Here is a 12,632-nt window from a genome sequence, read left to right as displayed (position 1 = left end):
TCCGTCTCTCCTATCCGTCCCAACGTTCGGCGTCGGTCCTATCGCGGTCCGTCGGCTCGATCCAGCGCGCGCCGTCCGGGCCATGCTCCTTCTTCCAGAAGGGCGCGCGGCTCTTCAGATAGTCCATCAGGAAGTCGCAGGCCTCGAAGGCCGCGCGGCGATGGCCGGCGGCCGTGGCGACGAAGACGATGGCCTCGCCCGGCGCGATACGGCCGGTGCGGTGGACGATGTGGACGTCCTGCAGCTTGAACCGGTCGATCGCGTCCTTCGCGATCTCGCCGATCGCCGCGTCGGTGAAGCCCGGATAGGCCTCAAGCTCCAGCGCGGCCGCCGCGCCCTGCTCGGCGCGGGCCAGGCCGACGAAGGTGGCCACCGCGCCGGTCTCCTGGCGATCCGCGCAAAAGGCGGTGACGAGCGCGCCGGGTTCGAATGGCTGGTCGGCCAAGGTGATCGTGGGCGTGACGCTCATCCGCCGCTCATGGGGGGCAGGAAGGCCACCTCGGTCGCGGCGGTCAGCACGCTCTCACCGCGCACGATAGTCTTGTCGACGGCGACCTGGACGCCGGGACCGGAGAGAGCCTCGCCCAACTCGGGGTCAGTGGCCGAAAGCGTCGCGCGCAAGCTAGCCAGATCGCCGGCCTCGACCACGCGCTCGCGCCAGCCGGCCTGGTCGGCCAGGCGTCCGAACAGCAGCACCCGCGCCATCGTCTAACCGCCCGTTTGGGACATGTGGCGCGCCACGGCGGGACGGGCGATCTGGAAGTCGTGACCCTTGGGCTTGGACCCGATCGCCGCGAAAATCGCCGCGCGCAGTTCCGCGTCCGTCGCGCCGCTCCGAATCACCGCGCGCAGGTCGCTGGCGTCGTCGCGGCCCAGGCAGGTATGCAGGGTGCCGGTGCAGGTCAGGCGCACCCGGTTGCAGGTGTCGCAGAAGTGGTTGCTGAGCGGCGTGATCAGGCCCAACCGCCCACCGGTTTCGGCCACCCGGACGTAGCGAGCCGGACCGCCGGTGGTGTGATGAATGTCCTCCAGCGTCCAGAAGGAGGACAGATCGCGGCGCACATCCTGCAGCGACAGATACTGGCCGGTGCGGTCCTGATCGACCTCGCCCATCGGCATGGTCTCGATCAGGGTGATGTCGCAGCCGCGCGCGTGGGCCCACTGGATCAGGCTGGGCAGCTCGGCGGCGTTGTCGGCCTTCAGGGCCACGGCGTTGATCTTCACCGCGATCCCGGCCGCCAGGGCCGCATCGACGCCGGCGATCACCCCGTCGAGGTCCCCGCCCCTGGTCAGGGTGCGGAAGAGGTCGGGCTTCAGCGTATCCATCGAGACGTTGATCCGGCGCACCCCATGACGCGCGAGGTCGGCGGCGTAGCCTTCCAGCTGGGTGCCGTTGGTGGTCAGGGTCAGCTCGTCCAGCGCTCCGCTGCGCAGGTGGCGCGACAGGCCGGCGACCAGGGTCATGAAGCCCTTGCGCACCAGCGGCTCGCCGCCGGTGAGCCGCAGCTTGCGCACCCCCAGGCCGACGAAGGTCGAGGCCAGTCGATCAAGCTCCTCAAGCGTCAGCACTTCGGCCTTCGGCAGGAAGGTCATATGCTCGGACATGCAATAGAGGCAGCGCAGGTCGCAGCGATCGGTGACCGAGACGCGCAGATAGGTGACGGCGCGCCCGAACCCGTCGATCAAGACCGGGCTCGGCGAGGGGGTGGGCGCGTGAACCGCTTGCGCGGGACTGTCGTCATAAGGCGTCATGTCTGTCTGTAAGAATAGGCGCTGGAGCCCATGACGCAAAGCGATACGAACGGATTGGAGGCCGTCGTGCTGGCGGCCGGCCGCGGCGTGCGCTTTGGCGGCGGCAAATTGCTGGCCATGCTGGAAGACGCGCCGCTGGTGGCCCACGCCCTGCGCACCGCCTTGCTGTCGCCCGTGCGGCGGGTGTTCGTGGCCGTCGCCGATCCGGCCGTGCGCGCGGCGGTCGAGACGACGGCCCGGCGGCTCAAGGCTTCGGAGCGGCTGGTGATGGTTCAGGTCGAGGACGCGGACGAGGGCATGGGCGCTTCGCTGAGGGCGGCCGTGTCGGCCCTGCCCGACGACACGGCGGGCGTCTTCGTGTTCCTGGGCGACATGCCGGCCGTCGATCCGGCCACGCCGGCGCTGCTGGCCCGGTCCCTGAGGAGCCCGTACGACATCGTCGCGCCCGCGCATCTGGGCCGTCGCGGCCATCCGGTGCTGTTCGGCGCGACCTGGCTGCCGGCCCTGCGGGCGCTGTCCGGAGACGGAGGCGCCCGCGCCCTCCTGGAGAACGCGGGCGCCCGGTTGGCGCGGATTCCCGTGCAGGATCCGGGGATCCACCTCGACGTGGATCGACCCGAGGACCTTGCCCGCGCCGTCGAAGGCCGCTGACGCCGGGGCCCTCCCCTAGGGCCCGGCCACGACCTTCGCCCGTCAGGTTCAGTGCAGCGGCTCCTCCTCGCCGATGACGATGCGCTTGATCTCCGCGATCAGCCGCAGGGCGGCCGCGCAGTCGCCGCGCTCCTGCAGGGCGGCCAGCCTGGGCAGCAGCACCCGCAGGATCCGGCGATGGTCGGCATTGACGCCGACCAGGTTGCGCTTGAACTCGGCGGTGTCCTCGGCGTCGGCGATCGCGTCGAGGTCAGGATCGAACTGCTCCCTCATCGGCCCGTCCCCGGGCGCGCACGGTCAGCACAGTGGCGACGACCATGACCGCGAGGAGCAGGTAGCCCAGCACATTGTAAGCGCTCTGCCAGTAGAACCGGTGGAAATGCGCCGGGTAGGCGACAAACGGCGTCAACACCTGCAGGAAGCTCAGAGCGACCATCACGGTGCTCCACAATCGCCGCCACCGCAGCGAGATCCAGGCCAAGGCAAGCGTGGCGTTCAGGTCGACGACGATGGTCGGCAGGTTCCAGCCCTGCCACCAGTGGCTGACCAGCGGCGTGATGCTCCAGAAGAAGATGCTGACCGCCGCCGTCGCCTTGAGCGGTCGGTCGCCCAGCCAGAAGGCCACGCCGCAGATCGCCCACATGAGGACGTAGGTGACTGACGCGAGATATTCGAACAAACGCTGATCCCGAAGAGCACCACGCCCCGTGGTCGCGGAGGGCCGATGATCTGGCGCTAGACCGTTTCATGCAAAGGAAATCCTGTCGCGCGGCGCCGGCCGCGCGTTGGGGACGCTGGGATTTCGGAGAGACGACCAGACAGGCGCCTAGCTGTAGTGCGGCGCCATGATCCGTTCGACCGCCTTGATGAACTGGTGCAGCCCGATGGTGGTCACCGCCAGCAACACCGCGGTCACGGCCGTCACCACGAGGATCAGGCCGAGCCATTGGACGGTGGTCAACTCATGGCGCCAATCCCGCCCATTGGCCCGCCCATTGGCCCGCCGAGCGGCCGGTCGTCCGTCAGGAACGCCGTCGCCGCCAGGACCCTCAACAAGGTCCGCGAAGACGGCTCGCCAGTCGCCTGGGCCTTGCGCAGCGCCGACACCGTCCCCGGCACCAGGGCGCCTCGCTCCGCCGTGACCGCCAGCAAGGTCAGGCACGCCTCCAGCGACACCCAGCTGGCCACGAAGCCGGTCGTGTTCGCCGCGTGTCGAGGGCTTAGAAAACTCAGGTCTTGGTCGTGCATCGCCGCTCCCTGCCTCTCGCTCAGAAGGCGGCAGGCCGGCAAGCGCTGCCAGATCGTCTGGCTGCTTACGGTAGTCATTGCCGGGGTCGCCGCCCTCCCAGGCCACGAAGGCCAGGGCGGCGTCGCGGCGGCTCAGGCCCGACAGGCGGCGGCGGGCGCTGAGCACGTGCATCTCGACGGTCTTGGGCGACAGGCCCAGCGCGCGGGCGATCTCCTTGGACTGGAGATGGCCCGCGACCAACCGCAGGATTTCCCGCTCGCGCGGGGTAAGCTTTTCGAACGCGGTACTGACGCCCTGAACCATGCGCCTAGGATGGGCGGCCCAATTGTTCCCGTCTAGCGAGCGAAACGGGTAATTGCAGTGGGTCAGGTTTCCGAGCGCACGAACGGCAGGCGGGTGGTCGCCGTCTTGTTTAGGGCGAACAGGGCGTTGGCCACAGCCGGACCGATCACCGGCGTGCCAGGCTCGCCGACCCCGCTGGGCGGATTGCCGGACGGCACGATGTTGGTCTCGACCATCGGCGCTTCGTTGATGCGCAACACGCGATAGCGGTCGAAATTGGTCTGGTCGACCTGACCGTCGGTCAGGGTCACCTCGCCGAACAGCGCCGCCGAGAGGCCGTAGCAGGTCCCGCCCTCCATCTGCGCCGCGATCTGGTCGGGCGAGACGGCGACGCCGCAATCGATGGCGGTGACCACGCGGCCGACGCGCGGGACGCCGTCCTCGAGCTTGACCTCGGCCACCTGAGCGACGACCGAGCCGAAGCTCTCATGCACCGCCACGCCACGAGTCCAGCCGACCGTCGGGGCCGAGGCCTTCTCGACGGCCAGGTTCAGGGCCGCCAGATGCCGGTCGGCCCCGGCCTTGGTGTAGAGCGCCCGGCGGTACTCGATCGGGTCCTTGCCGGCCTTGGCGGCCAGCTGGTCGATCGTGTGCTCCATGACGAAAGCGGTGTGGGTCGCGCCCACCGAGCGCCACCACAGCACCGGCACCCCGACATCGGGCAGCGCCACCTGGGCGTCGACGATCGGGGTGGCCTTCAGGTACGGCGAGCCGGCCGTACCCTCGATCGCCGTCTGGTCGGGGCCTTTGCCGCCCATCGGCGAGCCCTTCATGATCGACTGGCTGACGATCCGATGGCGCCAGGCGGCCGGATAGCCGTCCTTGTCCAGCTGAACCTTGACGGCGTGGATGGTCAGCGGCCGGAAATAGCCGGCCCGCATGTCGTCCTCGCGGGTCCAGACCAGCTTCACCGGCCGGCCCTTGCCGACCTTCTTGGCGATGTGGACGCACTCGGCGACATAGTCGGACTGGAAGTTGGCGCGCCGGCCGAACGAGCCGCCGGCGAACAGGGTCTCGATCTCGACCGAGCCCGGCAGGCAGCCGACGATCTTGGCGGCGGCCAGTTGATCCAGGGTCTGCCCCTGCGAGCCGAAGGTCAGCTTGACCTTGCTGCCGTCCACGGCCGCGACGCAGTTCATCGGCTCCATGGTCGCGTGGGCCAGGTAGGGGAACTCGTAGGTGGTCTCGAACACCTTTTCGCCCTTGGCGGACGCGAGCGCCGTGGCGTCGCCGCGCTGGTCGAAGGCCTCCCACTTGGTCTCGGTGTTCCTGCCGGCGGCGACATCATGGAAAAGCTGGGCGATCGCCGCCGAACCGCGCTTCTCGGCCTTGTCCTCGTCCCACTCGAGCTTCAGCGCCTCACGGCCCATGCGGGCGGCGTAGGTGGTCTGGGCCACCACCGCCACGCCGGTCGGAATCTCGAAGACGTCGACCACGCCCGGCACCTTCTTGGCGTCGACGGCGTCGAGGCTTTTGACCTTGGCGCCGAAGCGCGGGGCATGGGCGACCACCGCCGTCAGCATGTCGGGCAGGCGGACGTCCTGGGTGTAGCGGGCCGTGCCGTCGCTCTTGGCCTGCGAATCCTTGCGGCGCACCCGGTCGGTGCCGATCAGGGTGAAGGTCTTGGGGTCCTTCAGCCTGACGTCGGTCGGGGTCGGGACCTTGGCGGCGTCGGCCAGCAGCTCGCCAAACCCTGCGGTCTTGCCCGAGGCGTGGGTGAGGACGCTGTCCTTGACCGTGATCTCGCCGACCGCGACGTTCCATTTGTTGGCGGCGGCCTGGACGAACATGGCCCGCGCGCCGGCGCCGGCCTTGCGCAGCTGGTCCCACGAGTTGGCGATCGCCGACGAACCACCGGTCAGCTGCGCGCCCAGGGCGCCGTTGGCGTAGAGCTTGGCGTTGGCCGGGGCCTGCTCGACCTGGACCTTGGTCCAGTCGGCGTCCAGCTCCTCGGCGACGATGGCCGCGAGACCGGCGTGATTGCCCTGGCCAAACTCGATGTGCTTGGAGATCACCGTCACCACGCCATCGGGCGCGATCTTGATGAAAGGCCCGAAGGCCCCGACCTCGACCTTGGAGCCGGCGCTCATGATGTCGGCCGGCGAGCAGCCGACCAGCAGCGTTCCGCCGACCAGGGCCGAGGCGACGACCACGTCGCGGCGGCTCGGCTGGGCCTGGGCGAGGTCCTTGGGGTTGACGGGCGCGTTCATCGGCCGACTCCGCGATTGGTCGCGCCCGAGGCGGCCACGATGGCCTCATCGATGTCGGCGTGCTTATCACCCTGCGGCGGACCGAAGTCGGCCGCGTCCTTGATCGCCGCGCGGATGCGCTGATAGGCGCCGCAGCGGCAGATGTTCCCGGCCATGGCGTTGTCGATGTCCTCGTCGGAGGGCTTGGGCTTCTGGGCCAGCAGAGCGCAGGCCGACATGATCTGGCCCGACTGGCAGTAGCCGCACTGCGGCACGTCGTGGCGCACCCAGGCCTGTTGCACCGGATGCTGGCCGCCCAGGCCCTCGATGGTGGTGATCTTGGCGGCTCCGACGGCCGCGATCGGCGTGACGCACGAGCGGATCGGCTGGCCGTCGAGGTGAACGGTGCAAGCCCCGCACTGGGCCATGCCGCAGCCGAACTTGGTGCCCGTCATGCCCAGTTCGTCGCGCAGAACCCACAGCAGCGGGGTCTCCGGCGCGGCCTGGATCGCGGTCGTCTTGCCATTGATGTCGAGCGTCACGGCCATGCGTCTTCGTCTCCGAACGATAAGGTCTCGCCGATATCGAAACCTAACACCGTTCACTCCGGGCTTGACCAGGGGATTTCGCCAGGGGTGTTCGGGCGGAGAACGCACGACATTGTAAAAACGCTTCCGCGGATGCGAAGGCGGGCGGGCGCCGTCTTCGAAACCCGCTATGCTTTGACCGCACCGTGTGGAGATCTTCGTCTTGCGCCGCGTCCTCGTTTCCTTCGCCGTCCTCGCCGTCACCCTGGCCGGCTGCGCCACCGTGGCCCCGATGGACTCCACGGACGCGCCGATCCGCTACAGCTGCAAGGCCGGCAAGCGGTTCACCAGCGCCTACGCCTTGCACGGCAAGACGGTGGTGGTCACCGCCGGCGGCGCGACCAAGACCCTGAAGCTGGCCCGCTCGGCCTCCGGCGCGCGCTACGCGGCCGGCGAAGCCGAGCTGTGGAGCAAGGGCGCCGACGCCATGCTCAAGGGCTTCCCCGGCGGTCCCTACGCCGATTGCCGCTCGCAATAGTACCGAGGTTCCCGTTGGATTCCTTCCCCGCCTATTTCCCCCTGGCCGGCCGCAAGGTGGTGATCGCCGGTTCGGGCGACGCCGCCGACGCCAAGGCCCGCCTGTTCGAAGGCTCGCCCGCCACGGTGATCCGCCTGGACGGCCATGAGGCCTATCTCCCCGGGTCCTACACCGGCGCGATCCTGGCCTTCGTCGCCAGCCAGGACGAGGTGTTCGTCCAGGCCGCCGCCAGCGCGGCGCGGGCGGCGCGGGTGCTGGTCAATGTCGTCGACCGGCCCGAACTCTGCGACTTCAACACCCCCGCCGTGATCGACCGCGGCGAGGTGGTGGCGGCGGTCGGCACCGGCGGCTCGGCACCGGTGCTGGCCACCATGCTGCGCAACGACATAGAGGCCCAGGTGCCCGAGGGCATGGGTCGTGTCGCCGCCCTGCTGCGGAAGTTTCAGAGCGAGGTGCGCGGGGCGCTGCCGGCCCTGCACGAGCGCCGGGCCTTCCTGCGCGACGCGGTGCTGGGCGAAGCCGCCCAGGCCGCCCGCGACGGCGACATGGAAAGGGCCGGCCAGCTGTTCCGCGAGGCCCTGGCCAAGGGTTCGGCCCGCAAGGGCGTGGTGCGCTTCATCGCCGGCAAGGGTCCCGCCGATCTGCTGACGCTACGCGCCAGCCGGGCCCTCGGCGCGGCAGACGTGCTGGTCCTGGATGGCGACGCCGAGCCGGAGGTCGTGAAGATGGCCCGCCGCGACGTCGAGCGGCTCGACCCGTCGCAAGCCGACGCCGATCGCCTGGTGCAGCTGGCGCGCGAAGGTCGCCAGATCGTGCGGCTGATCACCCACGCCATCGACCCGGCCCTGGTCCATGCCTTGACCCAGGCCGGCGTCACGGTCGAGGTGCTGCCGGCGGCGACCGCCTAGTCCAGCGACCGTCCCCTCGTCTCCGGCAGCAGGAAGGCCGTGGTCAGCACGCTGATCAGGGTGAAGGCGATCGGATACCAGAGGCCGGCATAGATGTTGCCCACTGCCGTGACGATGGCGAAGGCGAAGAACGGCACGAAGCCGCCCACCCAGCCCGTGCCAATGTGGTAGGGCAGCGACAGGGCCGTGTAACGCACCCGCGTCGGGAACAGCTCGACCAGGCAGGCCGCCAGCGGGCCGAACAGGGCCGTCGCCCCGAGCACGAAGACGAACAGCACGCCCAGCATCAGCGGCTTGTTCATCCGCGCCGGATCGGCCTTGGCCGGATAGCCGGCCTCGGCCAGGGCGGCCTTGATCTGGGTCTCGACGCCGGTCTTCACCGCCTTCACCTCGGCCTTGGGCAGGCCCTTGGCGCTCCTGGAGGCGATCTCGGCGCCGCCGATCTTCATCACCGCCACGGAGCCGGCGGGGGCCTTCTGGTTGGCGTAGGAGACGCCCGCATTGGCCAGAGCGCTCTTGATGATGTCGCACGAGCTGACGAAGGCGGTCTTGCCGACCGGATCGAACTGCAGCGAACAGTCCTTGGGATCGGCCACGACCACGACCGGCGATTTCGCCGAGGCCTCGGCCAGGGCCGGGTTGGCGGCCCTTTCCAGCAGGTGGAAGCCGGGGAAATAGAACAGCAGGGCCAGGGTCATGCCGCCCAGCATCACCGGCTTGCGGCCGATCCGGTCCGACAGCCAGCCGAAGACGACATAGAACACCGCGCTGATCGCCGTGGCGGTCATCATCACGCCGTTGATCGTCGCGGCGTCGACCTTCAGGAACTTCTCCATGAAGGTCTGGACGTAGAAAAAGCTGGTGTACCAGACCGCCCCCTGCGCGCACATCATCGACAGGAAGGCCAGGATGACGAGCTTCAGATTCTTCCACTGGCCGAACGCCTCGGCATAGGGCGCCTTGGAGGCCTGGCCTTCTTCCTTCATGGCGGCGAAGGCGGGGCTCTCGGTCAGCTTCATCCGCATCCAGACCGACACGCCCAGGAGGCCAATCGAAACCGCGAAGGGAATGCGCCAGCCCCAGGCGTCGAAGGCTTCCACGCCGACGGCCGCGCGCGCGCCCATGATCACCAGCAAGGCCCCGAACAGGCCGAAGGCGGCCGAGGTCTGCACCCACGAGGTCGACCAGCCGCGCTGGTTCGGCGGCGAGTGCTCGGCGACATAGATCGCCGCCCCGCCGTATTCGCCGCCCAGCGCGAAGCCCTGCACGCAACGCATCAGGATCAGCAGGATCGGCGAGATGATACCAGCCTGCTGATAGGTCGGCAGGAAGGCGATGGCGAAGGTCGCGCCGCCCATCAGCAGCACCGTGGCCAGGAACGCGCCTTTACGGCCCGCCTGGTCGCCGATCTTGCCGAACACCAGAGCGCCGAGCGGCCGGAAGGCGAAGCCGACCCCGAACAGGGCCAGCGCCGCGATATAGCCGGCGGTGTCATTGAGTCCGGCGAAGAAGGTCTTGGAAATGACCTGGGTCAGGCTGCCGAAGATGAAGAAGTCGTACCATTCGAAGGCCGTGCCGGCCGACGAAGCCGCCACCACTGTGCGCATCGAGGCGCGTTCCTGATCGGCTTCGGCCATCTGTATTCCCCCGTATTTTGACCCTGCTTAGCGTGGTTCAGGGCCCGGCGAAAAGGGGGCGGGGAAAGCGCGGGGTCAGGCGACGGCGCCCTGGCTGTCGTCGTCGGCCCGCGACAGGCGCAGGATTTCGGCGACCAGGGCGGCCGGCGCGATGGGCTTGGCGGCGACCCCGTCCATGCCGGCGGCGCGGTAAGAGGCCCGCTGGTGGGCCATGACATTGGCGGTCAGGGCGATGATCGGCGCGCGCGCCGCGGCCCCCGGCAGGGCCCTGATGCGGCGGGCGGCTTCCAAGCCGTCCATGCCCGGCATCTGGACGTCCATCAGGATCAGGTCGAAGGCGCCGATGCGCGCGGCCTCGACGCCCGCCGCGCCGTCGTCGGCGACGCTCACCCGGGCGCCCAACTGCTCAAGGATCCGGCAAGCGACCAATTGGTTGGTCGGGTTGTCCTCGACCACCAATACCTTGAGGCCCGCCAGCAGGTCGTCGGCCGCCGCCTCGATGGCGGCGGGCGCGACGGCCGGCGGGCCGGCGATGGTCAGGGTGAAGGTCGAACCCTCGCCCGGCGTCGAGCGGAACGACACCTCGCCCCCCAGCATCTGGGCCAGCTTTCGGGTGATGGCCAGACCGAGACCCGAGCCGCCGAAGCGGCGGGTGGTGCTGGCGTCGGCCTGCTGGAAACGTTCGAACAGGCTGGCCTGCGCCTCCAATGGCACGCCGATGCCGGTGTCGATCACGTCGAAGACCAGACGCTGGCCCTCCGCCGTCATGGCCTTGCGGGCCCGGACGGTCACCGAGCCCTTCAGGGTGAACTTCACCGCGTTGCCAATCAGGTTGAACAGGGCCTGGCGGACGCGGGTCGGGTCGGTCTCTATCCAGCCCAGGTCGTCGGCGAGATCGAGCTCCAGTCGCAAGCCCTTGTGCGAGGCCTGGCCGGCCAGCAGCCGGGCCACGCCCCGGGTCAGCTCGCGCGGATCGACCGGCTCCCGGTTCAGATCCAGGCGCCCGGCCTCGATGCGGGAGATGTCGATCACGTCGTCCAGCAAGGTCGACAGCATTTGGCCGGCGGCCAAGGCCTCTCGCAAGAGATCGGCGCTATCGCCGGCCGGCAGCTCGCGGCGGAGCACGTGCATGACCCCCAGCACCCCGTTCATCGGCGTGCGGATCTCGTGGCTCATATTGGCCAGGAACTGAGCCTTGGCCTCGTTGGCGGCCTGGGCGGCGCGCTCGGCGGCCACCAGGGCCAGCTCGGCCTTCTTCTTCTCGTCGATGTCGAGGACGAGGCCTACCGCCTTGCGGGCGATGCCGCGGGCGTCGCGGCGCACGTCGTGAAAGATCCGCACCCAGCGCGTCTCGCCGCCGGGCGACAGCACCCGGACGTCATATTCCTGGGTTCCGCCGAGATCGTCGCGCCACCACTCGGCGGCGGCCTTGTAGACGTGGGCGCGATCCTCGGGGTGGACCATCGGCAAGATGGCCTCGCGAACATCGTCATAGACGACCCGGCGCCCCATGATGCGGTGGAACTCCGGCGAGCCCCAAAAGCTCTCGGCCTCATGGTCGATCTCGTAGACGCCGGCCCGCGCCGCGCCCAGGGCGACCTTCAGGCGGCGGGCGTTGATCCGCGCCTCGCGCCGCGCCGCCGTCAGGGCGGTGATGTCGTCCATATAGGTGATGACGCCGACGATCTCGCCGGCCGCGTCCAGCCAAGGCCGGGCCTCCCAGCGGAAGGCGCGCTCCACGCCCTCGGCGTCGAACAAGCGATCCTCGCGTCGGGAGACCACTTCGCCGGACAGGGCCCGGGCGACCCCGGCCACGAAGCGGCCGCGCCCGCTGTTGGTCAGCTCCGTCAGGGTCTTGCCGATGACCTGCGCCTCGGTCGACCGGAAGATCTCCAGGAAGCGTGGGCTGACCAGCCGCAGGCGCATGTCTAGGTCGTAGACGGCGACCGCGAACGGAGCGTCCTCGACCAGGCGGCGGGCCCGGCGCTCGCTCCAGATGGCCTTGTCGCGGCTGCGCGCCACGTCGGTGATGTTCTGGGTGATGCCCTTCAAGGCGAACAGCGCGCCACGCCGGTCGGCGGCCCGATAGGTGCTGCGGAAGGTCTCCCACCGGCCGTCGGCGCCGCGCAGGCGGAACTCGATCGCGCCGCCTTCGCCGGTGCGAGCGGCGTGGCCGAAGGCCTCGCGCACCGTCTCGCGCTGGTTGTCGGGCAGGCGGGCCAGAAACAGATCCGCCGTGGCCACGTCGGCCGGCGATAGGCCCAGCAGCGCCAGCACGTCGGGCGACCAGTCGATGCGCTCGCCCTCGGGCTCGTAGCTCCAGATCCCGACGCCGGCCTCCTCGGCGAGGATCTGATGCGTGCGGCGCGCCGACTCCAGTCCGGCCCGGACCGCCACCTCGGCCGAGATGTCGTGCATCAGTCCGATCAGCTCACCGTTCGGACCCAGGCGCGAACGGCCCTGCACCCAGATCGTACGGCCGTCCTTGCAGCGGATCTTCAGTTCGTTGATCGTCTCGCCGGTCGCGCGCAGGCGAGAGCCGCTCTCGATCAGCTCGGCCTGGCTGTCGGGATGGGCGAACTTCAGAGTGGGCTGGCCGATCAGCTCCTCGGGGGTCCAGCCCGTTAGCGCCGTCCAAGCGCCGTTGACGCTGACGAAGCGGCCCTCGGGCGAGACCACGGCGAAGAGATCGCTGGCGTTCTCGAACAGCCAGCGCGCGGCCTCGGCCTCGCCAAACGGCGATGGCGCGTCCGCGACCCCTTCGTTATCTCGCCCCTGGGACATCAGGTCTCCGCCAAGTTGGGCGGATCGTGGGACGCAACCGTAAACTTATGGTTCG

Annotated in this window: 14 protein-coding genes and 1 pseudogene; 3 read left to right on the top strand and 12 right to left on the bottom strand. The window is 69.5% G+C overall.

Annotated elements, in window-relative coordinates:
* Positions 1-10 precede the first annotated feature (10 nt).
* The 3 genes from AC1RNC_RS16415 to moaA are packed head-to-tail and all read right to left on the bottom strand — an operon-like array spanning position 11 to position 1,752.
* Entirely contained in the window at positions 11-469 is a 459-nt protein-coding gene (locus AC1RNC_RS16415) for a molybdenum cofactor biosynthesis protein MoaE (RefSeq protein ID WP_492887401.1), read from the bottom strand.
* The gene (locus AC1RNC_RS16410; RefSeq protein ID WP_492887400.1) at positions 466-705 is read right to left on the bottom strand and encodes a MoaD/ThiS family protein; all 240 of its coding nucleotides are present in this window, start codon (positions 703-705) and stop codon (positions 466-468) included. The genes AC1RNC_RS16415 and AC1RNC_RS16410 overlap by 4 nt, the downstream gene beginning before the upstream one ends.
* 3 nt (positions 706-708) lie before the next feature.
* Positions 709-1,752 carry a GTP 3',8-cyclase MoaA gene (gene moaA / locus AC1RNC_RS16405; protein ID WP_492887399.1) on the bottom strand — a complete coding sequence of 348 codons (1,044 nt, stop codon included), beginning with the start codon at positions 1,750-1,752 and terminating at the stop codon, positions 709-711.
* Between the two features lie 30 nt (positions 1,753-1,782).
* Here moaA and AC1RNC_RS16400 point away from each other — a divergent pair, with 30 nt between their 5' ends.
* Positions 1,783-2,403, top strand: a complete 621-nt coding sequence (locus AC1RNC_RS16400; protein WP_492887398.1) for a nucleotidyltransferase family protein — start codon at positions 1,783-1,785, stop codon at positions 2,401-2,403.
* Positions 2,404-2,451: 48 nt separating this feature from the next.
* Here the strand turns inward: AC1RNC_RS16400 and AC1RNC_RS16395 are convergent, their stop codons facing one another.
* The 7 genes and pseudogenes from AC1RNC_RS16395 to AC1RNC_RS16365 form a co-directional block, all read right to left on the bottom strand.
* The gene (locus AC1RNC_RS16395; RefSeq protein ID WP_492837792.1) at positions 2,452-2,676 is read right to left on the bottom strand and encodes a hypothetical protein; all 225 of its coding nucleotides are present in this window, start codon (positions 2,674-2,676) and stop codon (positions 2,452-2,454) included.
* The gene (locus AC1RNC_RS16390; RefSeq protein ID WP_492887397.1) at positions 2,654-3,082 is read right to left on the bottom strand and encodes a hypothetical protein; all 429 of its coding nucleotides are present in this window, start codon (positions 3,080-3,082) and stop codon (positions 2,654-2,656) included. Before AC1RNC_RS16390 ends, AC1RNC_RS16395 begins: the two co-directional genes overlap by 23 nt.
* A 147-nt stretch (positions 3,083-3,229) precedes the next feature.
* Entirely contained in the window at positions 3,230-3,364 is a 135-nt protein-coding gene (locus AC1RNC_RS16385; protein WP_492887622.1) for a hypothetical protein, read from the bottom strand.
* Positions 3,361-3,651 (bottom strand): hypothetical protein, encoded by a 291-nt coding sequence (locus AC1RNC_RS16380; protein ID WP_492887610.1) that lies wholly within the window; start codon positions 3,649-3,651, stop codon positions 3,361-3,363. Before AC1RNC_RS16380 ends, AC1RNC_RS16385 begins: the two co-directional genes overlap by 4 nt.
* A 124-nt stretch (positions 3,652-3,775) precedes the next feature.
* Positions 3,776-3,955 (bottom strand): annotated as a pseudogene (locus tag AC1RNC_RS16375) (LuxR C-terminal-related transcriptional regulator); the annotation flags it as partial.
* Between the two features lie 62 nt (positions 3,956-4,017).
* Entirely contained in the window at positions 4,018-6,204 is a 2,187-nt protein-coding gene (locus AC1RNC_RS16370; RefSeq protein WP_492887396.1) for a xanthine dehydrogenase family protein molybdopterin-binding subunit, read from the bottom strand.
* The gene (locus AC1RNC_RS16365; protein ID WP_492887395.1) at positions 6,201-6,731 is read right to left on the bottom strand and encodes a (2Fe-2S)-binding protein; all 531 of its coding nucleotides are present in this window, start codon (positions 6,729-6,731) and stop codon (positions 6,201-6,203) included. Before AC1RNC_RS16365 ends, AC1RNC_RS16370 begins: the two co-directional genes overlap by 4 nt.
* 202 nt (positions 6,732-6,933) lie before the next feature.
* On the opposite strand from AC1RNC_RS16365, the gene AC1RNC_RS16360 reads away from it, so the two are divergent.
* Both AC1RNC_RS16360 and AC1RNC_RS16355 read left to right on the top strand, forming a co-directional pair.
* Positions 6,934-7,248: an MliC family protein gene (locus tag AC1RNC_RS16360; RefSeq protein WP_492837796.1), complete on the top strand. Its 315-nt coding sequence runs from the start codon at positions 6,934-6,936 to the stop codon at positions 7,246-7,248.
* 14 nt (positions 7,249-7,262) lie between these two features.
* The gene (locus AC1RNC_RS16355; protein ID WP_492887394.1) at positions 7,263-8,156 is read left to right on the top strand and encodes an NAD(P)-dependent oxidoreductase; all 894 of its coding nucleotides are present in this window, start codon (positions 7,263-7,265) and stop codon (positions 8,154-8,156) included.
* Here the strand turns inward: AC1RNC_RS16355 and AC1RNC_RS16350 are convergent.
* Positions 8,153-9,793 carry an MFS transporter gene (locus AC1RNC_RS16350; protein ID WP_492887393.1) on the bottom strand — a complete coding sequence of 547 codons (1,641 nt, stop codon included), beginning with the start codon at positions 9,791-9,793 and terminating at the stop codon, positions 8,153-8,155. The genes AC1RNC_RS16355 and AC1RNC_RS16350 overlap by 4 nt on opposite strands.
* Before the next feature lie 75 nt (positions 9,794-9,868).
* Complete coding sequence (locus tag AC1RNC_RS16345; protein ID WP_492887392.1) at positions 9,869-12,577, bottom strand: PAS domain-containing hybrid sensor histidine kinase/response regulator; 2,709 nt, start codon at positions 12,575-12,577, stop codon at positions 9,869-9,871.
* Positions 12,578-12,632: the final 55 nt, after the last annotated feature.

The sequence above is a fragment of the Caulobacter sp. GW822-FHT01G02 genome (assembly GCF_058802865.1).
This window is presented reverse-complemented; position numbering and strand designations above follow the sequence as displayed.